Origin of the sequence: Clavibacter sp. CT19, from assembly GCF_027858075.1 — a bacterium.
In the GTDB taxonomy this organism is placed as follows: domain Bacteria; phylum Actinomycetota; class Actinomycetes; order Actinomycetales; family Microbacteriaceae; genus Clavibacter; species Clavibacter tessellarius_A.
The window spans coordinates 57625-81157 of the sequence record NZ_JAQHYR010000001.1 but is presented as its reverse complement, the minus strand read 5'-3'; the positions used below and the strand labels follow the sequence as shown (position 1 = coordinate 81157).

Genomic DNA, 23533 nt, shown 5'->3' with positions numbered 1-23533 from the left:
GCCCGTGCGTGCGTGCGTGCCCGTGCGCGCGTGCCCGTCAGTCGGCGGGACCGGACACGATCTCCGCGCCCGCGTCGCGCAGGCGCTCGAGAGCCGCGGTGCTCGTGGCCGGGGCGACGCCCGCGACCAGGTCCGCGAGCACGCGCACCCGCTTCCCCTGGTGCACGGCGTCGAGCGCCGAGGCGAGCACGCAGTAGTCGGTCGCGATGCCCGCCACGTCGATGTCGGTCACGTCGTGGAGCACGAGGAGGTCCGCGAGCGGCACGCCGTCCTCCGTGGTGCCCTCGAAGATCGAGTAGGCGGGAGCCCCCTGCCCCTTGCGGAGGTGGAAGTCGACCGCCGTCACGTCGAGATCCGGGTGGTACTCCGCGCCCGTCGTGCCCTGCACGCAGTGCTCCGGCCAGGTGGTCGAGAAGTCGGGCACCGTGCCCGCGGCCGCGAAGTGCCCGCCGTTGCCGCCCGTGGCCTCATGCCAGTCGCGCGACGCGAAGACGTGGTCGTACCGGTACGGCTCGTCGGCGAGGAGGCGGGTGATCCCGCGGGCGACGTCGCCGCCGCCGTCGACGCCCAGGGCGCCGCCCTCCGTGAAGTCGTTCTGCACGTCGATGATGAAGAGCGCTCGGCTCATGCGCCGCTCCTTCCCCGGGCGATGCCCGATGCCGTGGATCCGCCGCCCGGGACCGGGCCGCGCGTCACTCGTCCCCCAGGTCCGCTCCGCAGCGGTACGCGCCGGCCGCGAGCGCGTCGAGCGCGACCTTCGCGTTCCCCGTCACGTTCCCGATCGCGTAGAAGGCGAAGGTGAGCTTGGTGCCGTCGACCGCGTCGATGATGCCCGCGAGCGTGTAGCCCGTGTCGATCCAGCCGGTCTTGGCGACGATGTGCCCGCGCGCGACGGCGCTGTCCCCGGTGAAGCGGCTGGCCAGGGTGCCCGTCTTGCCCGCGACCGGCAGCCCGTCGTGCAGGTAGCCGAGCGCCTTCTGCCGCTGGTCGACCTGGATCATGAGCTGGGCCAGCAGGGACGGGGGCACGCGGTTGTCGGGGCTGAGGCCCTGCCCGTCGACGATGGTGAGGCTCGACGTGTCGAGGCCGTACGCCTGCAGCGCCTTCGGGATGCCCTGGGCCAGCGACTGCTGCGTGCTCCCGGCGCCCACCTCGATGGACACGAGGCGCGCGAGCGACTCGGCGAGGACGTTGTCCGAGTTGATGAGGGCGGTCTGGATGAGCGACGACACCGGCTGCGACTCGACCTTGCCGAGCACCGCGGCGCCCGCGGGGGCGGTGCCCTGGGTGACCTGCGCGGATCCGCCCAGCATGGAGCGGAACGTGCTGCCGACGCGCGCCAGCGGATCCTCGCTGCGGGCGGACACCACGGCCCCCGGGTCGGCGCGGTCGGCGTCGAGCTGGAGCGGCGTCATGAAGCTGGAGTAGCCGGCCTGCCGTTCGGTCGCGGCCCACGAGGGAGCCCAGGTCTCGCCGGAGAACAGGGACGTGTCCAGCACGATGCGGGTGATGGGGGTGCCGGCAGTGGCGGGATCCGCCGCCCACGCCGTGCGGACCTGCTGCGCGAGGTCGCTGAGGCGGGGCGCGCCGGGGTAGACGGAGCTGCCGCTCGTGAGGCGCGACAGCGTGGGGTCGCCGCCGCCGACCAGCACGACGGTGCCGGGCTCGGCGCCTCGCACGACCTTGGTGGTGATGCGCCGATCCGGTCCGAGGGCGGCGAGGGCGGCGGCCGAGGTGATGACCTTCATGACGCTCGCGGTGCGCTCCGGCGTGCCGCCGTTCCGGTCGAACAGGACGCGGCCGGTCGCGGCGTCGCGGACCTGGCCTTCGAAGGTGGCGAGCCGCGGGTCCTGCGCGAGGGAGGAGAGGGAGCACATGCGGAGGTCGCGGGCGGCGGGCGGGCTCGCCGGTGCCGGCCGCGCGGGGGCGACCGAGGGCGTGGGGCTCGGCGTGGGCGTGGGATCCGCGGTGGCCGCGGTGTCCGCGGTGTCCGCGACGCTCGCCGAGGCGCTGCCCGCCCGGCCGGTGGCCGCTCCCGCGCCCACGGCGCCCGCCGCGAGGAGCGCGACGACGGCCACGACGGCCGTCACCCGACCGGTGCGCCGGCGGCCGGGACGGAGCGCGGCACGCCGCGAGGTGGGAGCCGTCGCGCCGCGGTCCGCGCGCGGGGCGTCGGGGCCGTCGGCTTCGGATCGCATGGGGCCATGTTAGACGGCGCCGTGGTGGGCTCCCCCTGCGTCCGCCCTGCGCCGCGGAACCGGAGGTCCGCCTCCCTGGGGAGGGACGGCGAGGGAAGCCGCCGGATCGCGTGGACCCGGTGCCCGGCAGGATGCCGGTGCGGATCGCCGCCCGGCGGACGGTGCGGATGGGGCGCGGGTGCGCGATGACGCGCGTGGAGCCGCCTGTCAGAATCGAACTGACGACCTTCTCATTACGAGTGAGATGCTCTACCGACTGAGCTAAGGCGGCCCGGCCCGGACTCAGCGAGTACCGGGCACGAATAGAGAGCATACCGGATGCCGAGGGGCCTCCCGTCCACCGAGCGGCTCCGCCGTCACCCGCAGGTGGTGCCGTCCGCGGGCGGATCGCCGCCGAGCAGGTACCCGTCCACGGCCGCCACGATGCAGGGATCGCGCTCGTCGTAGGCGATGTGCCCCTCGCCGCGGTAGGTCAGGAGCACGCCCGACGACAGCTGGCCCGCGAGCGCCTGGGCCCAGGAGTACGGCGTGGCCGGGTCCCCCGTCGTGCCGACCACGACGATGGGCGCGGCGCCCTCGGCCGTCACGGGCGCCGTCGCCTGCCGGGCCGCGTACGGCCAGTTGGCGCAGATGGGATCCGGCTCGGCGTCGCGGGAGGTGTCGGGATCGGCGAGCTCGCCCTGCGCCGAGCGGATCTCGCGCGCCTCGGTCGCGAGCACCGACGGGTCGCGCTCGACGGGGTGGTCGACGCACTGGATGGCGAGGAAGGCCTCGAAGTAGTTGCCCCGGTAGGTGCCGTCCGGGTTCCGCCCGAAGTAGTTGTCGGCGAGCGCGAAGGCGGTCGACGGATCCCCCTGCATCGCCTGCGTGAACGCCGTCGTGAGGGCGGGCCACTGCCGCTCGCTGTACAGGGCCGAGTCGATGGCGCTGCGCATGACCGCACGGTCGAGCTGGCGCCCGTCGCGGGCGCGCACCGGGCTCTCGTCGAGCGTGGTGAGGAGCGACGCGACCATGCCGATGCCGTCGTCGACGGATCCGCTGAACGGGCAGCCGCTCCCGGCCAGGCAGGCCGCCATGTAGGCCTCGAAGGAGTCGCGGAAGCCCGTCGTCTGCGCGAGCACCACGTCGAAGGAGCTGGCGGCGGGATCCGTCGCCCCGTCGAGCACCATGCGTCCGACGTGCGCCGGGAAGTCCTGGGCGTACTGGGCGCCGATGCTCGTGCCGTACGAGTACCCGAGGTAGTTCAGCCGCGGATCGCCCACGAGCGCCCGCAGCATGTCGAGGTCGTGGGCCGTGCTGCGGGTGTCGATGAACTCGAGCAGGTCCCCGGAGCGTGACGCGCAGGAGGCGGCGAAGTCCTTCGACGCCTGGGTCAGCTCGTCGTCGGCCTGCGGGCTGCCGGGGGCGGCGTCCGTCTCCTGGTAGAGCAGGGCGTCGAGCTGGGGGTCGTCCACGCAGTCGACCGCGGTGGAGGCGCCGACGCCGCGCGGATCCCAGCCGACGATGTCGTAGCCGTCCTGCAGAGCGCGCGAGGTGGCGGAGTCGACGCCCGACTTCACGAAGTCGACGCCGGACGCGCCGGGGCCGCCGGGGTTGACGAACAGCGATCCGCGTGGCTCGCCCGATCCGCGCGCCGTGTGCCGCACGAGCGCGAGCTGGATGTCCTTCGCGGGGTCGGGAGCCGACCAGTCGAGGGGCGCCGTGGCCGTCGTGCACTGGGCGCCGTCCTCGCACGGCGACCACTGCAGCGTCTGGTCGTAGTACCTCGCGAGATCGGGGGCGACCTCCTCTGCCGTGGGGCTGGAGGTGGCGCTGCGGGGCGCGGGGATGCCGAAGGCGCCGCAGCCGCTGAGGACGAGGACGCCGATCACGAGGGCGGCGACCGCGGTGGCAGCGCGACGCGCGGTCCGACGCCGACCCGGGGCGCGGGCTCCCCGGTCGCGGGGCCCGATCGGACGCGGGCGCCGCATCATGACCGGCCCGCCGTCCGCGTGCGCGTGAGGGAGACCAGCATCGCCTCCAGCGCGAGTGCCGGCGAGACGTTGCCGTCGATGCGCCGTCGGGCGACCGCGACCGCGTCGAGCACGGCGAGGGAGGCGGCGGCGGATCCGGCGGCGGCCGCCTCGGCGATGCGCGGTGCGATCGCCTCGTTCACGGCCGGCAGGTCGGCGCCGAGCTGGTGGAGCAGCACGTCGCGGTGGAGGGACATGAGGTCGACGAGGATCCGGTCGATGCCGTCGCGGAGGCTCCGCGTGGCGCGCCGCTTCTGGTCCTCCTCGAGCTGCCGGATCTGCGAGCGCAGCTGCGGGGGGATCGACCCGCCCTCCTGCACGCCGAGCGAGCGCAGCGCGCGCTCGCGCTCGTCGGCATCGCGCTGGACGGTGAACGCCTTCGCGTCCTGACCGGCCAGCTCCAGCAGGGCGCCGGCGGCCCGCACGGCGTCGCCGACGGTGCGGATCCCCAGGGCGAGCTCCAGAGTGCGGCTGCGGCGCTCGCGCGCCTCGGCGTCGGTGGCGAGGCGGTGCGCCATCCCGATGTGGCTCTGCGCCTCGCGGGCTGCCCGGGTGGCCGTCGCCCGGTCGACGCCGTCCCGGCGCTGGATGAGCGCGGCGACGTCCTCGACGGACGGGATCCGCAGCCGCACGCTGCGCACGCGCGAGCGGATCGTGGGGATGAGGTCGGCCTCGCTGGGGGCGCAGAGGATCCAGATGGTGCGCTCCGGCGGCTCCTCGAGCGCCTTGAGCAGGAGGTTGGAGGTGCGCTCTGTCATGCGGTCGGCGTCCTCGACGACCATGACGCGGTAGCGGCCGACCGACGGCGAGTACTGCGACGACGTGACCAGGGCGCGCACCTCGTCGATGGCGATGATGACCCGCTCCGTCGCGAGGACGCCGAGGTCGGGGTGGCTGCGCGCGGCGACCTGGCGGGCCGTCGCCGCGTCGCCCTCGGGCGTGCCGTCGCTGAGCAGCGCGGTGGCGAAGGCGTAGGCGAGGTTCGACCGGCCGGACCCGGGCGGCCCGGTGATGAGCCAGGAGTGCGCCAGCGCGGTGCCGGCGGCGTCGCGGGCGGTGGCGCGGGGGCTGCTCGCGGCGGCGAGGAGGGCCACCGCCTCGGACTGCCCGGTGAGGTCGTCCCAGATGGCGCGCCCGTCGGGTGCGGTGACGACGACGCTCACGCGGGGGCCCCCGCACGGAGCAGCACGGCGACCCGTGCGCGGATGCGCTCGGCGATCTCCTCGCGAGGCGACGACGCGTCGACGACGAGGAACCGGTCGGGCTCGGCGTCGGCGAGGGCGAGGAACGCGTGGCGCACGCGCTCGTGGAAGTCGGCCCGCTCGGACTCGAGCCGGTCGAACCGCGTGCGGGCGGCATCGAGACGCGCGCGTGCGGACGCCTGGTCGAGGTCGAGGAGCACGGTCAGGTCCGGGAGGAGGCCCTCGGCCGCCCAGAGCGACAGGCTCCGGACCTCCCGGGCGTCGAGGACGCGGCCCGCGCCCTGGTAAGCCACGGACGAATCGAGGTACCGGTCCTGCAGCACCACGGCCCCGCGCTCGAGCGCGGGGCGCACGACCGCGTCGACGTGGTGCGCGCGGTCGGCCGCGTAGAGGAGCGTTTCCGCTCGCGGGGCGATGTGGCCCCGCCGATGGAGGACGATCTCCCGGATCTCGGCCCCCAGCTCCGTGCCGCCCGGCTCGCGCGTGGGGACGACCTCCTGGCCCTGCTCCTCCAGCCACGTGCGCAGGAGCGCCGACTGCGTGGACTTGCCCACGCCGTCGCCGCCCTCCAGGGTGATGAAGACGCCGGTCACGTCGCGTCGGATGCCGCCGCGGCGGCCGCGGCCCTGTTCGCGGCCCGGGTGGCAGCAGCCTTGGTGGCGGCAGCCGATCGGGTCGCCGACGTCGTCTTGGCGGCGGTGGTCGACTTCGCGGCCGTGGTCGACTTCGCGGCCGTGGTCGACTTCGCGGCCGTGGTCGACTTCGCGGCCGTGGTCGACTTCGCGGCTGCCGGTGCCTTGGCCTTCGCGGGAGCCTTCGCCTTGGCCTTGGCGGGCGCCTTGGCCTTCGCCTTGGGCTTGGCCGGCCCCTTCGCCCGCTTGTCCGCGAGCAGCTCGACCGCCCGGTCGAAGTCGATGTCCTCGACGGACTCGCTCTTCGGGATGGTGGCGTTGGTCTCGCCGTCGGTGACGTAGGGCCCGAAGCGGCCGTCCTTGACCTTGATGCCCTTGCCGCTCACCGGGTCCGCGTCGAACTCCTTCAGCGCGCTCGACGGTCGGCGTGCGCCGTACTTGGGCTGCGCGAAGACCTCGAGGGCACCCGGGAGGTCGATCTCGAAGATCTGCTCCTCGCTCGTGAGCGACCGCGAGTCCGTGCCCTTCTTGAGGTACGGGCCGTACTTCCCGTTCTGGGCAGTGATGGGCGTCGCGGTCTCCGGGTCCTCCCCGACGACGCGCGGCAGGTCGAGGAGCCGGAGCGCCGTCTCGAGGTCGACGGTCGCGAGGTCCATGGACTTGAAGATGGACGCCGTGCGCGGCTTGACCGCGGCTGCCTTCTTCGCGGCGGGCTTCTTGGCGGGCGCCTTCGTGGCGGGCGTCGCCGCGGTCGTCGCGGCAGCTGTCTCGAGCACCTCGCCCGTCGCCGGGTCGACGCCGTCGACGGGAGCCGCCGGAGTCTCCTCGGGCTCGGGATCGAGCTCGGTCACGTAGGGGCCGTAGCGACCGTCCTTCGCGACGACCTGCTTCCCGTTCGCCGGATTGATGCCGATGACGCGGTCGTTGACGACCGGCGCGTCGATGAGCTCGCGCGCCTTGGCGGACGTGAGCTCGTCGGGAGCGAGGTCCTCGGGGAGGTTGACGCGACGAGGCGTCGCGTCGGGCGCCGCGCCCTCCTCGTGCACCTCCAGGTACGGGCCGTACTTGCCGATGCGTAGCGTGATGTCGTCGGCGATGCGCAGGGAGTTGATCTCCCGGGCGTCGATCTCGCCGAGGTTGTCGATGGTGGGACGGAGGCCCTTGTGGGAGTCGTTCCCGTAGTAGAAGCCCTTCAGCCAGTCGACGCGCTCGGCCGAGCCGTCCGCGATGCGGTCCAGGTCGCTCTCCATGCCCGCGGTGAAGTCGTACTGCACCAGCTCGGTGAAGAACTCCTCGAGCAGCCGCACCACCGAGAAGGCGATCCAGTTGGGCACGAGCGCCGTGCCGCGAGGGGTCACGTATCCGCGGTCCACGATGGTGGAGATGATGGCCGCGTACGTGGACGGGCGCCCGATGCCGAGCTCCTCGAGCGTCTTCACGAGGCTCGCCTCCGTGTAGCGCGGCGGCGGGCTGGTCTCGTGGCCCTTGGCGTCGACGTCGACGAGACGGAGGTCCTGCCCCTTCTTCAGGTCGGGCAGCTTCGCCTCGCGCGGCTCGGCGGTGCCGTGCCGATCCTCGTCGCGACCCTCCTCGTAGGCGGCGAGGAAGCCGCGGAAGGTGATGACGGTGCCCGACGCGGCGAACTCGGCGACCTCGCCCGCGGACGTGGGGCCCGCCGCGATGACGACCGACGCGGTCGATCCCTTCGCGTCCGCCATCTGCGACGCGATGGTGCGCTTCCAGATGAGGTCGTAGAGCTTGTGGTCGTTGCCGCGGAGCGTCGACGCGAGCTGCTGCGGCGTCCGGAAAGTCTCCCCCGCCGGGCGCACGGCCTCGTGGGCCTCCTGCGCGTTCTTGCTCTTGCCCGCGTAGAGGCGCGGCTTGTCCGGCACCGTCTCGGGGCCGTAGAGCTCCGCGGCCTGCTTGCGCGCCGCATTGATCGCCTGCTGCGAGAGCGAGGGCGAGTCGGTGCGCATGTAGGTGATGTACCCGTTCTCGTAGAGCGACTGGGCGACGCTCATCGTCTGGCGAGCGGAGAAGCGGAGCTTGCGGGCGGCCTCCTGCTGGAGCGTGGACGTGGTGAAGGGCGCCGCGGGCCGTCGCGTGTACGGCTTCGACTCGACGCTCTGCACCCGCAGGGGGACGGACGGGTCGCGCAGCGCCTCGGCGAGCGCCTCCGCGGTCGCGGCATCGAGCGGCCGGGAGTCGTTCTTCAGCGCGCCCTTGTCGTCGAAGTCGCGACCGGTGGCGATGCGGGCGCCGTCGATGCGGACGAGCCGGGCGTCGAACGGGAGCTCCTGCTGGAGCGGCGACAGCGACGCGGTCAGGTCCCAGTAGGCGGCGGTGACGAAGGCGAGGCGCTCGCGCTCGCGGTCGACGACGAGGCGCGTGGCCGCGGACTGCACGCGTCCCGCCGACAGCCCCGGGCCGACCTTGCGCCACAGCACGGGCGACACCTCGTAGCCGTAGAGGCGATCGAGGATGCGCCGGGTCTCCTGGGCGTCGACGAGCGCCGTGTCGATGTCGCGCGTGCTGTCGCGGGCGCGCTCGATGGCCTCCTTGGTGATCTCGTGGAACACCATCCGCTTCACGGGCACCTTGGGCTTGAGGACCTGCAGGAGGTGCCAGGCGATGGCCTCCCCCTCGCGGTCCTCATCCGTCGCGAGGAAGAGCTCGTCGGCGTCCTTCAGGGCGCGCTTGAGGTCGGCCACGGTCTTCTTCTTCTGGTCGCTCACGACGTAGTACGGCTCGAAGCCGTTCTCGACGTCGACGGAGAACTTGCCGAGCGTGCCCTTCTTGAGCTCGGGCGGCAGGTTCTTCGGCTCGATGAGGTCGCGGATGTGGCCGACGGACGCCTGCACCTCGTAGCCGCTGCCCAGGTACTGGCCGATGGTCTTGGCCTTGGCCGGCGACTCGACGATGACCAACTTCTTCGTGCCGGGCACGTGACTCCTTATATATGCGTTCGCGGGGGCCGGTCTCCGGCCCGGGTTGCGGGATGCGTGCCGGCACGGGATGCGCTCCGGGCGACGTGCGGCGGGGTCCCCGACAAGGCACACCATACACACGAGCACCGACCGTGCACCTAATCCCGGAGACGGTCGGACACGGCGTCCGCCGGGCCCCGCACGGACCCTCGGGCGCTTGCCATGCAGCCGTGGGACCGGTCCTCGGGGTGTTCGCGCTGGTGCTCCTCGCGGGTGCGTTCGGCGCCGTGCTGGTGCGGCGGTTCCGTGATGGCGCGGACGGTCGCTGAGGCGCGCGGGGACGGTCACGGCGTCGCCCCGGGCACGCCGGCCGCATCGCCCTCGGGCTGCCCCGCCCTCGCCCGGGCGCTGATCGGCACCCCGAACGGAGGGTGCGGGATGCGCACCCGCACGTCGGCCGTCGTCCCGTCCACCGCGCATCCGACGAGCTCGGCTCCCAGCGGGGCCATGAGCTCCCCCGCGGCGTCGCAGGGCGGGCCGCTGACGTACCCCGCGGCCGCGTCCGCCGCAGCGAGCGCGGCGGAGTCCGCCGCGCCCGATGCGATCGCCCGGTCGACCAGGAGCGCCGAGACGGACACCGCGGCGAGCGCGAGAGCCGTCACCGCCCCGAGCAGGCCGACCGCGAGCACGGAGCCGGACCCCGAGTCCTCGTCACTCCTCATCGAGGTCCTCCGACCGCGCGCACCCCCACGCGTGCACGGCGATGCCGGCCGCGGCCGCGGGAGCGAATCGGCTGGGCGCCGACAGGTCGACGCAGACGTCGTGCCCCGGATGCTCGACCTCGAAGGAGGCGCCGGACGCGGCTCCCTCGATGCGCGCGGCCGCGGTACCCGAGGACTCGCCCCGGCCGAGGCTCCGCGCCGCCTCCTCGGCAGCCGAGGTGAGCGCCACCTGCTGACCCACCGTCTGCACCGCTCCGAGGCACAGGCCCAGGACGAGCACGACAGCGGGGAGCACCACCGCGAGCTCCGCGGCCGCGGCTCCGATGTCCCCGTCCGCGCCGGCGCGCGTCGGCCCGATCGGGTATCGAGGACACGCGACCCGGCTCATCGGTCGTACGTGAGGGCACGCCGGACGAGGTCGAGGAGCATCCCCCGCACCTCGTCGCTCTGCAGGATGACCACGAGCAGCCCGGCGAACGCGACGGCGGCCATGGTCGCGATGGCGTACTCCGCCGTCGCCGCACCGCCGTCCTCGCTGACGCACGCGCGCACGACACGCCGCGCCGCGCGCACCACGCGCATCGCCCCCCGCGACGAGGCGGAAGGGCCTGATGCGCCCCTGCACGTGCGGCAGGCGGATGCGCCGCCAGCGCCGCCCGACGCCCGCCCCGACGGCCCCGGGCCCGTGGACAAGCCCGAGGCCGCGGACGCTGACCCCGATGCCGCCGACGTCGCCGCCAGCGGCCAGACGGCACGCTCCCCGTCCCCCGTCGCCCCCGCCTCCATGCGCTCCCCGCGCCCCACGACCACCGCTCCACCGCACTCCTCGATCCGAGACATGTCCTTCGCCCTCCCCTGCCCGAGCTCCCGCTCGCGCCGTCCTGATGACGACCGTCCGTCGGCCGCGTGGTCACCATGCCCCGGCGAGGCGGGCGCTGATCCGCGTGCCCGCGGACGGTGGAGTCCGTCACCGCCGTCCGAGTGTTGAGGACACCACCGCCATGAGCATCGGGACGACGCCCACCGCCAGGAAGGCGGGCAGGATGCAGGCTCCGAGGGGGAGCATCAGCCGTGCTCCCAACCGCGCGGCCGCCCGTTCCGCCCACGTGGACGCGTCGCGGCGCGCGCGGTCCGCCTCGCCGCGGAGGAGCACCGCGACGGGCGCTCCCGTCCGGACCGCTGCGGCCGCGACCGTGCGGACGCGCTCGATGTCCGACCCGACGGGCAGGCCGTTCCGTTCGCATGCGATGCGGACCACCGACGTGGCACGTGGGACCGACGAGCCTCCGGCCATGGCCGTCGCCACGAGGTCGAGCACCAGGCCGGGCGCGGGATCGCCGGGCACGGCCGCCCGGACCAGCTTGCCGTTCCAGCGCCAGCCCACGACCACCAGCGAAACGCCGACCACGAGGCAGGCGGCACCGGGCACGGTCGTGAGGAGGATGCGCAGGGGATCGAACCCGAGCCCGGCGGCGAGCAGGAGCCCCGCCGCCGGAAGGAGCAGCACCGTCCGCGCCGTCGCGACGGGTCCGGCGAGCGCCGTGCCCGCGTCCCGCCGCACGCGCCCGACGGCCACCAGGGCGTCCGCGAGCCGCGTGAGCGCCGCGGCGAGGGGAGCACCCGTGCGGTCCGCCACCTCGAGCGCCGTCGCGAGCGCCCGCCAGGACCGGGCGGTGTCGGCATGCCCGGCTGCCTCGTCGCGGGACGCGGCGCAGGCGATGCGCTCCGCCAGGCAGAGGGACCGCGACCCGACCGCGACCTCGCGCACGACCGCCTGCACCAGGCCGTCGGACCGCCTCGGCCGTGGACCGGGCGGCGCGAGCTGCTGCCACGCGCGCTCGGGATGCAGGCCGGCGCGGAGGAGCACGGCCAGGCGACGCACCGTCGCGGCGATCTCCTCGACCTCCTCCACGGCGGCGCCGCCCGCAGCGGCCCGGCTCCGCCGCACCCGCCGCGCGAGGGCGGCCCCGATCACGGCGCGCCTCCGCCCGCCGCGTCGTGACCCGCCGCGACGGCCGGACGAGCGGCGCCGCCCTCCCAGCGGACCGGCATGACGCGGAGCCGCCCGTCATGATCCGTCGTGAGCCGACCGGCACCGACCACACGGCGTCCGGACGGCGTGCGCGCCAGGTGCACCACGAGCCCGATCGCGCTGACCGCCTGCCGGGCGACCGCGACCGCATCCATGCCGGCCAGTGCGCCGAGGGCCTCCAACCGCGACGGCACGTCGACGATGCCGTTGGCGTGCAGGGTCCCCGCCCCGCCGTCGTGCCCCGTGTTGAGGGCGCCGAGGAGCTCCCGGATCTCGCCGCCGCGGCACTCCCCCACCACGAGGCGGTCCGGCCGCATCCGCAATGCCTCCCGCACGAGGCGGGGCAGCGGGAGCTCGCCGGCACCCTCGATGTTCGCCTGGCGCGCCTCGAGCGACACCACGTGGGGATGTCGGATCCGGAGCTCCGCGACGTCCTCGACGAGCACGATGCGCTCCCGCGGGTCCGCACGCGCGAGCAGCGCGCCGAGCAGCGTCGTCTTCCCGCTGCCGCCGGCACCCGTGATGAGGAGGTTGGTGCGCCGGCGCACGGCCTCCTCCAGGAGCGCGCGACAGCCGGGCGGGAACGCGTCCGCGGCGTCGAGCGCGTCCATGCTCGGGCGCGCACGGGCCGGGAGGCGGATGGACAGCAGCGTGCCGCGCGTGGACACCGGCGGCAGGACGGCGTGGACGCGCATGCCGTCGCCGATGCGCACGTCGACGCAGGGCGCCGCCTCGTCGAGGTGCCGACCGCCCTCGGAGGCGAGGCGGACGGCCAGCGCCCGCACGGCGGGCTCGCCTCCGAGGTCGACGGCCGGGAGGCGCTCGGCGCCGGAACCGCGGTCGACCCACACCTCTCCGTCCCCGTTGACGAAGACGTCGGTCGTGCGGGGGTCCCGGATGAGGCGGGCCAGCGCGCCGAAGGCGTCCGGCGCATGACGCGACCCCACCGCCGCGATCGCTCCGGGCGGGCGGTCGGGCACGAGCGCGCTCGGCCCCGCCCCGGCATCCGGTCCGGTGCGCGCGCCCGGACGGTACAGCGCGGCACCGGGAGCGGTGCCGTCGGGCGGGACCCGCCTGGGTCGCGGGATGAAGGCCGCGGCCGTCGTCTCCCCGAGCCCGGACGCCGCCCCGCATCCGGACACCGCCTCGGCTGCCGGCCCGCCCGGCGGACCTGCACGCCGTCCCCGCCGCACCGCGACCCCGCCGACGCCCCTCGATCCCCGCTGCTCATCCATGCGCGGAGGCTAGGCACCTGCACCGCGCGGCCTGCGGCGGTCCTGCGTCCCTCGGGACACCGGCACGCGTCCGCGCCTGGGGAGGGAGAGGCCTGGGGAGGGAGAGGCCAGGGGAGGGAGAGGCCAGGGGAGGGAGAGTAGAGGGGCGGCGCCCATCGGGGGAACGGGCGCCGCCACGTGACGACGGATCGGGGGAATCCTGCAGTCGTCACACGTCGGACTTGGCCCGACTTCCCCGATCATACGCCGGGCGCCTCCCGCCACGGGAGGGTTGTGCGTGTTCTGGCCGTTCCCACACCGGTCTCCCGGGCAAGGCGCTCCCCCGGAACCCGCCGGCACCGGCTCGAGCACCGCTAACGTGGTGCGCGGAGAGGATGACGATGTCCACGAACCCCGAATCGACCGAGCCCGGATACCCGGCGACCGCCGCGCGCGAACAGGACGAGGAGGGGACGAGGTCGCCCGCCCGTCCTCCTGAGGTCCCCGAGCCCGGCCCGGTGCACCCGCCCACCGAGGCGTTCCGCGCCACGCGCGTCGCCGACGAGTCGCTCGCCGAGGCCGCGGCCGCGGACCGGCTCGGCTTCTGGGCCGACCGCGCCCGCGAGCTCGTGACCTGGGAGACGCCGTTCGACACGGTGCTCGACTGGTCGGACGCCCCCGTCGCGCGGTGGTTCCCCGAGGGCCGGCTCAACGTCGCCTACAACTGCCTCGACCGGCATGTGCTCGCCGGGCACGGCGACCGCGTCGCCCTGCACTGGGAGGGCGAGCCGGGCGACACCCGCGACCTCACCTACGCCGACCTCACCGCCGAGGTCAAGCGCGCGGCGAACGCCCTGCTCGGCCTCGGCGTCACGGCCGGCGACCGGGTCGCCATCTACCTCCCGATGACCCCGGAGGCCGTGGTCGCGATGCTCGCCGTGGCGCGCATCGGCGCCGTGCATTCCGTCGTCTTCGGCGGGTTCAGCGCGGAGAGCCTCCGCGCGCGCATCGACGACGCCGCCGCCCGCGTCGTCATCACGGCCGACGGCGGCTGGCGCAAGGGCAAGGTCTTCCCGCTCAAGCCCGCCGTGGACGCCGCGCTCGTGGGATCCGCCGGATCCGTGGAGCACGTCCTCGTCGTGAAGCGCGGCGAGAACGAGGTGGACTGGGACGACGCCCGCGACCTCTGGTGGCACGAGCGCGTCGCCGCCGCCGACCCGGAGCACGAGGCGGAGGCGTTCGAGGCCGAGCACCCCCTCTTCATCCTCTACACGAGCGGCACCACGGGGAAGCCGAAGGGCATCCTGCACACGTCCGGCGGCTACCTGACGCAGGCCGCCTACACGCACCGCAACGTCTTCGACCTGCACCCCGAGTCGGACGTCTACTGGTGCACGGCCGACGTCGGCTGGATCACCGGCCACAGCTACGTCGTCTACGGCCCGCTCGCGAACGGGGCCACGCAGGTCGTCTACGAGGGCACCCCCGACACCCCGGAGCCGGGTCGCTGGTGGGACATCGTGGAGAAGCACGGCGTCACGATCCTGTACGCGGCGCCCACCGCCATCCGCTCCTTCATGAAGGCGGGCCGCGCCATCCCGGACGCCCGGGACCTCTCCTCCATCCGCCTGCTCGGCTCGGTGGGCGAGCCCATCAACCCGGAGGCCTGGCGCTGGTACCGCGACGTGATCGGCGGCGGCGACGTGCCCGTGGTCGACACGTGGTGGCAGACGGAGACCGGCGGCATCATGATCTCGCCGCTCCCGGGCATCACCGCCACCAAGCCCGGCTCCGCGCAGACGCCCCTCCCGGGCATCTCCATCGCCGTGGTCGACGACGCCGGCGAGCCCGTCGGCCCCGGCGAGAGCGGCCTGCTCGTGGTGACCGAGCCGTGGCCCGGCATGCTCCGCGGCATCTGGGGCGATCCGGAGCGGTACCGCGAGACGTACTGGGACCGCTTCGGCGACCGGTACTTCGCGGGCGACGGCGCCCGGCTCGACGAGGACGGCGACGTGTGGCTCCTCGGCCGGGTGGACGACGTGATGAACGTCTCGGGCCACCGCCTGTCGACCGCGGAGATCGAGTCGTCGCTGGTCGCGCACCCCTACGTGGCAGAGGCCGCGGTGGTGGGCGCCTCCGACGAGGCGACGGGACAGGCGGTCGTCGCGTTCGTGATCCTCCGCACGGCCTCGGCGAGCGCGCTCGGCGACGAGGACCCGAACGAGGTGCTCCGCACGCACGTGGCCGACCAGATCGGCGCCATCGCGAAGCCGCGGCGCGTGTTCGTGGTGCAGGAGCTGCCGAAGACGCGCTCCGGCAAGATCATGCGCCGGCTCCTCCGCGACGTGGCCGAGGGACGCGCGGTCGGCGACACGACCACGCTCGCGGACACGCAGGTGATGCAGGTCATCAGCGAGCGCATGGCAGCGGGCTGACGCCGGGACGTCGCAGGACGCGAGGAGGGCAGGGTGCGCGCACCCTGCCCTCCTCGCGTCCGTCGGCGCAGCGGCTACTCGACGAGCGCCACCACGAGCTCGACCTCGACGGGCGCTCCGAGCGGCAGCTCGGCGACGCCCACGGCGGAGCGCGCGTGGATCCCCGCGTCGCCGAGGATCTCCCCCAGCACCTCGCTCGCGCCGTTGATCACGCCCGGCTGGCCGGTGAAGCCCTCGGCCGATGCGACGAAGCCCGTGACCTTGACGATGCGCGCGATGCGGTCCAGGCCGCCGGCGGCATCGGCCGCGGCCGCGAGCCCGTTCAGCGCGCAGGTGCGGGCGTGCGCCTTCGCGTCCTCGGCCGACACCCCGGCGCCGACCTTGCCGGTCGCGGCGAGCGCGCCGTCGACGAAGGGCAGCTGGCCGCTCGTGTAGACGAGGCCGCCGTGCACGACGGCGGGGACGTACGCGGCGACGGGCGCCGCGACGGCGGGCAGCTCGATGCCGAGCTCGGCCAGCCGGTCGGCGATGGCGCCCATCAGGCGCCGTGCTCGGCGCCGGCGACCGGACGCTTCATGTACGCGACGAGGCCGCCCTCGGGGCCGGTGACGACCTGCACGAGCTCCCAGCCCTGCGAGCCCCAGGTGTTGAGGATGGCGGCGGTGTTGTGGATCATCAGCGGCGTGGTGAGGTACTCCCACTGCCCGGGCGTTGCGGTCATCTCGGCTCCTTGCCGGTCGGGTCTGGATGCATGACGGGACGGGCGCGGGCGGCCGGCGCACAGGTCTCACGGGTTCCCATACACCCTTCCCGTACTCTGGAGTCTATGTCTGCTTCCAAGAACACGCCCGGCCGCGTCGCCGCCGCGCTCACGGGCGTCCTCGGCATGAGCGTCGTCGCCGGCGTCCTGGTCGCCGCGATGGTCACCCCCGCCATCGCCGTCACGAGCCTCGCCGCCAACGACACCATCGGCATCTTCGACGACCTGCCGGACTACCTGCAGATCGACAACCTCGCCCAGAAGACCGAGCTCTACGCCACGCAGGGCGGCCAGCCGGTCAAGTTCGCCGAGTTCTACGCGCAGAACCGCCAGGAGGTGGGCTGGGACGAGGTCTCCGACAACGCCAAGGCGGCCGCGATCGACACCGAGGATCCCCGCTTCTACGAGCATGCGGGCGTCGACGTGAAGTCGACCTTCCGCGCCCTCGCCCAGAACGTGATCGGCGGCGGCGTCGAGTCGGGCGCCAGCACCATCACCATGCAGTACGTGAAGAACGTGCTCGTGCAGAAGGCGGAGGCGCTCGCCGAGACGGATCCGGACGCCGGCAAGAAGGCCTACAAGGAGGCGACCCAGGAGTCGACCGCCCGCAAGCTCAAGGAGATGCGGCTCGCGATCGGCCTGGAGAAGAAGTTCTCGAAGAACGACATCCTGCTCGGATACCTCAACATCGCCACCTTCGGCGGCAACGTCTACGGCGTCCAGTCCGCGGCGAGGTACTACTACGGCGTCGACGCCAAGGACCTGAGCATCGCCCAGGCCGCCAGCCTCATCGCCACGGTGAACTACCCGACCGCCCTCCGCATCGACAAGCCCGAGAACGTCAAGGCGAACCAGGCGCGACGCGACGTCCTGATCGACAACATGCTGAAGCACCACAGCATCACGCAAGCCCAGCACGACGAGGCGATCGCCACGCCCGTGAAGCCGGTCATCACGCCGTCGGTCAGCGGCTGCAACGCCGCCCAGCCCTCCAGCGCCGCGTACTTCTGCGACGCGGTCAAGTACACGGTCGAGAACTCGAAGGAGTTCGGCGCCAGCGCCGACGAGGCCCGCCGCAACCTCAACCGCAACGGCTACAAGATCTACACGACGCTCAACCTCGACCTGCAGGCCAAGGCCACGGACGACATGCGCAAGCAGATCCCCACCACCATGAACAGCATCAACGTCGGATCCGCCATGACCAGCGTCGAGGCCAAGACCGGCCGCGTGATCGCCATGGTGCAGAACACCGACTACGGCAACGGCGACCAGCGCGGCGTGACGAGCGTCAACTACAACACCGACAAGAACTACGGCGGCTCCGGCGGCTTCCAGGTGGGATCGACGTACAAGCTCGTCACCCTGCTCGAGTGGCTGAAGGAGGGCCACTCGGTCAACGAGGTCGTCCGCTCCTCGAACGGCACCTGGGCGGGCAAGGACTTCCGCGACTCGTGCACGGGCGGCACGCTCGGCTCGCCGCCGTTGACCGTCACCAACGACGGCGCCGCCCCCGGGTCGAACCGGACCGTCATGTCCGGCACGGCGAACTCCACCAACACGGCGTTCATGGCCATGGCCTCCGAGCTCGACATGTGCGGCATCGCGCAGACGGCGAAGGACATCGGCATCCACCAGGCCGATCCCAAGAAGCAGCTGTCGAACTTCGTCTCGGACATCATCGGCTCGGGCGGCAACAACATCGCCCCGCTCACCATGGCGTCGGCCTATGCCACGGTCGCCAACAACGGCACCACCTGCACGCCCGTGATGATCGACAAGGTCGTCCTCCCCGACGACACCGAGGTGGCCCCGCCGCCCGCGAACTGCCGTGAGACAGTGAGCCCCGACGTGGCCCACACCGCCGCGTACGCCCTCGCCGGCGTCATGAGCGCCACGGGCGCCGCGGGCAACACCAACGACGGCACGCCGCTCATCGGCAAGACGGGAACCACCGACAAGGCGAAGGACACCTGGTTCGTGGGCTCGAGCACCGAGGTCACCACGGCCATCTGGGTGGGCAGCTCCTCGGGGCAGCAGATCCAGCAGCGCAAGACCAACCTGCCGAACGGGCAGCTCATGTCCACCGCGCGCTTCGCCGTGTGGAAGCCGTTCATGCAGGCCGTCAACGGCGTCTACAAGGGCTCCGCGTTCCCCGGCCCGGCAGCGGACCTCACCCGCACCCCGACGGTGCAGGTACCGGACGTCGCGGGAATGTCGCCCGCCGACGCGCAGTCCGCCATCGAGGGCGCGGGCCTGTCCTTCGCCCAGGGCGGCGCGCGCGCCTCCGCGAACGTGCCCGCCGGTCAGGTCGCCGGGTCCGACCCGGGCGCCGGCGCCAACGCCGCGCGCGGATCCACCGTCACGGTGTTCACCAGCAGCGGGCCCGACCAGAGCCAGCCGCAGGGCACCCCGGGCACCGTCCCGGACGTGCGTGGGCAGGACGTGACGGCCGCGCGCCAGACCCTGCGCTCGGCCGGCTTCAACGTGACCGTGGCGCAGGAGCAGGTGCAGGACAGCTCCCAGGTCAACAAGGCGACCCGCACGGATCCCGCGGCCGGACAGCAGAGCGGCGGTCCCGTGACGCTCTTCGTCGGGCGCACCTGATGAGCGTCGTCGGCACGATCGCCCGCACGGCCGGCGGCGTCGTCGCGGCCGGCGCCGCGGTCTTCGCCTACGCCTCGTTCTACGAGCGCCGCCGCTTCACGCTGCGGGAGGTGACGGTGCCGGTCCTGCCGGTGGGCGCCGACCCCATCCGCGTGCTGCACCTCTCGGACATGCACATGGCGCCGTGGCAGCACAAGAAGCAGCGCTGGGTGCGCGAGCTCGCGGAGCTCAAGCCCGACCTCGTCGTCGACACGGGCGACAACACGGGCCACGAGCAGGGCATCGTCGCGGTCGAGGAGACGCTCGAGGCGTTCCGCGGCGTCCCCGGGGTCTTCGTGCACGGATCGAACGACTACTACGGGCCGATGATGAAGAACCCGCTGAAGTACTTCACGGCCAACACGCACGCCACGCAGCGGCCGGCGGACCTCGACCTCCCCCGGCTCGAGCGCCTCTACGCCTCGCTCGGCTGGCTCGACCTCAACAACGCCGCGGGCGCCGTCGAGGTCAACGGCACGCTGCTCGAGTTCTTCGGCGTCGACGACCCGCACCGCGACTTCGACCACCTGGAGGCGATCCCCGGGGCGCTCGACGAGCTCCGCGAGGACGGCGAGGCGTACCAGGGATCCTCCGACGCTCCGGTGGTCTCCATCGGCGTCGCGCACGCGCCCTACCGCCGCGTGCTCGACTCGTTCGTCACCAACGGCGCCCGCATGGTCTTCGCCGGGCACACGCACGGCGGCCAGGTGTGCGTGCCCGGCTACGGCGCGCTCGTCACCAACTGCGACATCCCGCGCCGCCAGGTGAAGGGCCTGAGCGTCTGGCCGCACGCCGACCGCGCCGCGTTCCTGCACGTGAGCGCGGGCCTCGGCACCTCGATCTACGCGCCCGTGCGGTTCGCGTGCTTCCCCGAGGCGACGCTGCTCACGCTCACGGCGGTCTGACCGCCCGCCGCGCGCTGCCCAGGCGTACGCGGGAGCCCGGAACATCGGGTATCGTAGAACCCGGTCCTCGGGCCATCGGGGTGTGGCGCAGTTTGGTAGCGCGCTTCGTTCGGGACGAAGAGGTCGCAGGTTCAAATCCTGTTACCCCGACACACCGCCTCCTCCGGAGGCACCGCATTAACAGCAGCACGACGAAGGGCCGCTCCTCCGGGAGCGGCCCTTCGTCGTCCGAGCAGGCGATGCGGTCGCGGGTCACCGCCCTCCGGGCTTCAGCCGCAGCGCCGGCCGCTCGATGGCGTAGTACGTCGCCGCCGAGAGCACGAGCGTCACCGCCCCCACCACGAGCGTGTTCAGGGCGAAGCCGGCGAGCGTGTCCGGCAGCACGAGGCCCGCGCGACGGAGGAACCGGATCACCGGTAGGTGCCACAGGTAGACGCTGAACGAGATCGTGCCGAGCCAGGCGATCCACCGGAGCTCGAGGACCCGCGTCACCGGGCCTAGGGATCCCCCGCGCCGCGGCAGCGCCACGAGGAGCAGCAGCGTGGCGCAGGAGGCCGCCACGACGCTCTCCTCGAACGCCTCGACGGGCGCCTCGGACGCGACCACGATGAGCACCGCCGCCAGGATCCCGACCGGAACGCGCCAGCGGGCGACACGGTCGCGCAGGCTCTCGTCGGCGGACAGGGCGAGCAGGATCACGGCCGCCGCCATGCCGTAGGCGAAGAGGTCCGCGTGCACGAGGATGCTGCGGTTCACCACCGCCGCCCACGTCACTCCCCACTCGCTCGCGAGCCGGCCGCGGTGCCCGAGCGGCGCCTGCGCGGCCATCGACCAGATCTTGCCGGCCACGCCGACCAGCAGGAGCGCCGCCGCCGGCGCGAGAGCGCGGATCCACGTCGCGCGTCCTCGGAGCAGCCGCGCGGCGAGGAGCGCCACCACCGGCAGGACGACGTAGAAGGACACCTCGACCGCCAGCGTCCACGCGACCTCGATGCCGCTCCGGAGCGTGCGCGGGCTGTACCCCTGGAGCAGCAGCGCGTTGAGGACCGAGTCGACCGGGCCCAGCGTGCCCAGCGAGATGCCGTCGTCGCGCGTCTCCCGCGGCAGGATCGCGACGCGCAGCACGAGGCTCACGAGCAGCAGCACGACGACGTACCCGGGGAGCACGCGGAGCGCGCGGTTGGCGGCGTAGCGGGAGAGCCGCGGCATCGGCCCGCCGTCGACGAGCGCACGTGCGAACGGCAGGAACAGCAGGAAGCCGCTCAGCACGAAGAACAGCGTCACGCCGTGGCTGAAGAAGGCGACCTCGCCGACGAGCGGCACGTCGGTCGTCGGCCGGGCCAGCTGGCGCTGCACGTGGTACAGCAGCACGGCGACCGCGGCGACGCCGCGCAGACCCTCGATGCCCGGCAGGAGCGTGCGCAGGCGTGCGGGTGCGGACGTCGGGGTCCCGGTCATGAGGGCCTTCCCGGGTCGGTGGATCGGCGGTCGTCCAGTCTACGAGGCGCTCGATCCGGGGCCGGCGGCCGCACAGCACGACGGCCGCCGCCCGGAGGCGACGGCCGTCGGCGCGCGCTCCCCATCGAGCGCGGGCTCATTCCCCCGCGGGCGGGGCGGGCGGCGCCGGAGGCGCCTCGGGCGCGGCCGACTGGGTGGGCTGGGGCTTCGGCGCGACATAGGGCCGCTTCGTCAACGTGCTGCTCGGCGAGGGGAAGCCCTCGGCCGGGTAGCGGTCGTCGATGAAGGTCTGCAGCGGCTTGAAGATCCGGTGACGCGCGCTGTCCGCGGCCGACCCGTTGAGGACGTTGCGGCGCATGGACGCGAAGCCCTCCACGTTGCCGACCCACACGGCCGTCGTGACCTCGGTCGAGGATCCGACGAACCAGGTGTCCTTCGATCGGTCGGTCGTGCCCGTCTTGCCCATGATCTCGGTGCCGTCGCGCGGGTTCGACGCCGCACCGGTGCCGCCCATCACGGCCTTGAGCGTGAAGGCGGCCGTGTTGGCGACCTCGGGGCTCATGGCCTGCGCGCACTCGCTCTTCGGGGTCACGAGCTCGGACTCGTCCGGGAGGACGACCTTGTCGATCGCGACCGGCGGGCACATGGTGCCCTGGTTCGCGACGGAGCCGAAGGCGGTCGCCATCTGGAGCGGGGCCACGTTGTTGGCGCCGGATCCCACCACGTCGGACGGGACGCTCGAGAGCTCGCGACCGTCGGCGTTGTAGATCCCCATGTCCCGCGCGGTCTGGCTGATGTCGCACAGATCGAGCTGGCTCGCCATCGCGATGAAGGCCGAGTTCACCGAGGCCACGGTCGCCGCGAGGACGGTCTGGTTCGAGGTGGGACCGGTGTTCGTGTCGTTGGTGACCTGGTAGGCCTTGCCGGCCAGCGGGCCCCCGCACGCGGTGAACTCGTTCTGCGACCAGAGCGTCTTGGACGCGTTGACCGTCTGGTAGATCGACTTCCCGCTCTTCAGCCAGTCGACGAGCGTGAAGATCTTGTAGGTCGAGCCCACCTGGAAGCCGGCGGAGCCGCCGTGGGCCTTGTCGGCCGAGTAGTTGATCTCGGTGACACCGGGCTGGTCGGCCGCGACGCCGTAGTCGGTGTTCTGCGCCATCGCGATGATGCGACCCGTCTTCACCTCGCGGGAGACCACGGATCCGCCGATCTTCGTGAAGCGCGCCGTCGCCGGCACCTGCTTGCGCATCTGCTCCGCGGCGTTGCCCTGGATGTCGAGGTCGAGCGTCGTGTAGACCTGCATGCCACCGCGCTTGAGCACCGCGTCGCGCTCGGCCGCCGTGTCGCCGAACTCCTTGTTCGTGAGGATCTCGTTCTTCACGTAGTCGCAGAAGTACGCGGCGGAGATGGGGTCGGCCTGGATGCAGCCGCTCGTGGAGGGCGTGATCTTCGGCGTGATCGGCGTGGCCTCGGCCGCGTCGTACTGCTCCTGCGTGATCTTCTGCTCCTTGAGCATGTTCCGCAGCAGGAGGTCGCGGCGGGCCTTGTTGCGCTCGAGGTTCGCCGGGTTGTCGATCTTGTAGATCTCCGGCGCGTTGACGGTCGCGATGAGGGTCGCGGCCTGGTCGAGCGTGAGGTCGGCGGCCGAGACGTCGAAGTAGTAGCGCGCCGCGGACTCGATGCCGTACACGCGGCTGCCGAAGTTCGCGATGTTGAGGTAGGCGAGGAGGATCTCGTTCTTGGAGTACTTCTTCTCCACCCCGATCGCCATCCGCATCTCCTTGAGCTTGCGGGGCATGTCGGGCTGGGTGGCCTCCTGGAACGCCTTGCGGCCCGCGGCCTGCGTCGCCTTGTCGGAGGAGTCGACCATGTTCTGGGCCTTCTGGACCAGGACGTTGCGGACGTACTGCATGGTGATCGTCGAGGCGCCGGACTGCACCTCGTCGTTGAGGACGTTCTGCGCGAGCGCGCGGGCGGCCGACAGCACGTCGACGCCGCCGTGCTCGTAGTAGCGGGGGTCCTCGGTCGCGATGGCCGCGTCCTTCGCGTACGGGGAGACGGCCTCCCACGGGACCTCCTCGCGGTCCTGCGAGAAGAACTCGGCGAAGGGCACCTGCTGGTCGCCCTTCTTGGCGAACAGCACCGTCTTCTGCGCGAGGTTGTCGATCTGCAGGTTGTCGGGGATGTCCTCGAACACGCCGATGGTGCTGTTGGCGGCGATGCCCGAGACGGCGATCGCGGGGGTCACCATCGCGGCGACGAGCACCCCGGCGATCGTGCTCATGCCGACGAGTCCGAGGAACGCGCCCAACCGGGTCGAGATGGTCAGGTCAGTTTTCCTCATGCTCTGAATCTAACCTGCGCGCCGAGGCCGGACATCCGCCTCAGGT

Annotated in this window: 18 protein-coding genes and 2 tRNA genes; 4 read left to right on the top strand and 16 right to left on the bottom strand. The window is 73.1% G+C overall.

The window, feature by feature from the left end:
• Positions 1-37: 37 nt before the first annotated feature.
• From PED38_RS00340 to PED38_RS00285, 12 genes are all read right to left on the bottom strand, one after another.
• On the bottom strand, positions 38-628 hold the full coding sequence (locus tag PED38_RS00340; RefSeq protein ID WP_063072035.1) for an isochorismatase family protein: 591 nt from the start codon (positions 626-628) through the stop codon (positions 38-40).
• A gap of 64 nt (positions 629-692) precedes the next feature.
• The gene (dacB, locus tag PED38_RS00335; RefSeq protein WP_270979040.1) at positions 693-2198 is read right to left on the bottom strand and encodes a D-alanyl-D-alanine carboxypeptidase/D-alanyl-D-alanine endopeptidase; all 1506 of its coding nucleotides are present in this window, start codon (positions 2196-2198) and stop codon (positions 693-695) included.
• Positions 2199-2393: 195 nt separating this feature from the next.
• Positions 2394-2469: transfer RNA gene (locus tag PED38_RS00330), tRNA-Thr, on the bottom strand.
• An 85-nt stretch (positions 2470-2554) separates the two neighbouring features.
• Positions 2555-4069, bottom strand: coding sequence for an alpha/beta hydrolase (locus tag PED38_RS00325; RefSeq protein WP_270979038.1), 1515 nt, complete (start codon positions 4067-4069; stop codon positions 2555-2557).
• Positions 4070-4167: 98 nt separating this feature from the next.
• Positions 4168-5373: a DNA polymerase III subunit delta' gene (locus PED38_RS00320; protein ID WP_063072034.1), complete on the bottom strand. Its 1206-nt coding sequence runs from the start codon at positions 5371-5373 to the stop codon at positions 4168-4170.
• Positions 5370-6005, bottom strand: coding sequence for a dTMP kinase (gene tmk / locus PED38_RS00315; RefSeq protein WP_063072033.1), 636 nt, complete (start codon positions 6003-6005; stop codon positions 5370-5372). Before tmk ends, PED38_RS00320 begins: the two co-directional genes overlap by 4 nt.
• Positions 6002-8989 (bottom strand): type I DNA topoisomerase, encoded by a 2988-nt coding sequence (topA, locus tag PED38_RS00310; protein ID WP_270979034.1) that lies wholly within the window; start codon positions 8987-8989, stop codon positions 6002-6004. Before topA ends, tmk begins: the two co-directional genes overlap by 4 nt.
• Positions 8990-9315: 326 nt before the next feature.
• A complete protein-coding gene (locus PED38_RS00305) occupies positions 9316-9693 on the bottom strand; it encodes an Rv3654c family TadE-like protein (protein ID WP_063072031.1) in 378 nt (125 codons plus the stop codon).
• A complete protein-coding gene (locus PED38_RS00300; protein WP_333720428.1) occupies positions 9683-10081 on the bottom strand; it encodes a TadE family type IV pilus minor pilin in 399 nt (132 codons plus the stop codon). Before PED38_RS00300 ends, PED38_RS00305 begins: the two co-directional genes overlap by 11 nt.
• Entirely contained in the window at positions 10078-10275 is a 198-nt protein-coding gene (locus tag PED38_RS00295; protein ID WP_063072059.1) for a DUF4244 domain-containing protein, read from the bottom strand. The genes PED38_RS00300 and PED38_RS00295 overlap by 4 nt, the downstream gene beginning before the upstream one ends.
• A 385-nt stretch (positions 10276-10660) precedes the next feature.
• Positions 10661-11668 (bottom strand): type II secretion system F family protein, encoded by a 1008-nt coding sequence (locus tag PED38_RS00290; protein WP_063072029.1) that lies wholly within the window; start codon positions 11666-11668, stop codon positions 10661-10663.
• Positions 11665-12705: a TadA family conjugal transfer-associated ATPase gene (locus PED38_RS00285; protein ID WP_270979031.1), complete on the bottom strand. Its 1041-nt coding sequence runs from the start codon at positions 12703-12705 to the stop codon at positions 11665-11667. The genes PED38_RS00290 and PED38_RS00285 overlap by 4 nt, the downstream gene beginning before the upstream one ends.
• Positions 12706-13334: 629 nt before the next feature.
• Here PED38_RS00285 and acs point away from each other — a divergent pair.
• Positions 13335-15374, top strand: coding sequence for an acetate--CoA ligase (gene acs / locus PED38_RS00280; protein ID WP_175345509.1), 2040 nt, complete (start codon positions 13335-13337; stop codon positions 15372-15374).
• A gap of 74 nt (positions 15375-15448) precedes the next feature.
• Here the strand turns inward: acs and PED38_RS00275 are convergent, their stop codons facing one another.
• Together PED38_RS00275 and PED38_RS00270 are read right to left on the bottom strand one after the other, a co-directional pair.
• On the bottom strand, positions 15449-15913 hold the full coding sequence (locus PED38_RS00275) for a RidA family protein (protein WP_270979030.1): 465 nt from the start codon (positions 15911-15913) through the stop codon (positions 15449-15451).
• Positions 15913-16095, bottom strand: coding sequence for a hypothetical protein (locus PED38_RS00270; protein WP_063072027.1), 183 nt, complete (start codon positions 16093-16095; stop codon positions 15913-15915). The genes PED38_RS00275 and PED38_RS00270 overlap by 1 nt, the downstream gene beginning before the upstream one ends.
• Positions 16096-16200: 105 nt before the next feature.
• On the opposite strand from PED38_RS00270, the gene PED38_RS00265 reads away from it, so the two are divergent.
• From PED38_RS00265 to PED38_RS00255, 3 genes are all read left to right on the top strand, one after another.
• Positions 16201-18741: a transglycosylase domain-containing protein gene (locus PED38_RS00265; RefSeq protein ID WP_270979029.1), complete on the top strand. Its 2541-nt coding sequence runs from the start codon at positions 16201-16203 to the stop codon at positions 18739-18741.
• Positions 18741-19685, top strand: coding sequence for a metallophosphoesterase (locus PED38_RS00260; RefSeq protein ID WP_270979028.1), 945 nt, complete (start codon positions 18741-18743; stop codon positions 19683-19685). Before PED38_RS00265 ends, PED38_RS00260 begins: the two co-directional genes overlap by 1 nt.
• Before the next feature lie 76 nt (positions 19686-19761).
• Positions 19762-19835: transfer RNA gene (locus PED38_RS00255), tRNA-Pro, on the top strand.
• Between the two features lie 102 nt (positions 19836-19937).
• On the opposite strand, the gene PED38_RS00250 is transcribed toward PED38_RS00255, so the two are convergent.
• Positions 19938-21143, bottom strand: a complete 1206-nt coding sequence (locus PED38_RS00250) for an acyltransferase family protein (protein WP_270979027.1) — start codon at positions 21141-21143, stop codon at positions 19938-19940.
• A 136-nt stretch (positions 21144-21279) separates the two neighbouring features.
• Entirely contained in the window at positions 21280-23487 is a 2208-nt protein-coding gene (locus tag PED38_RS00245; protein WP_063072023.1) for a transglycosylase domain-containing protein, read from the bottom strand.
• Positions 23488-23533 lie beyond the last annotated feature (46 nt).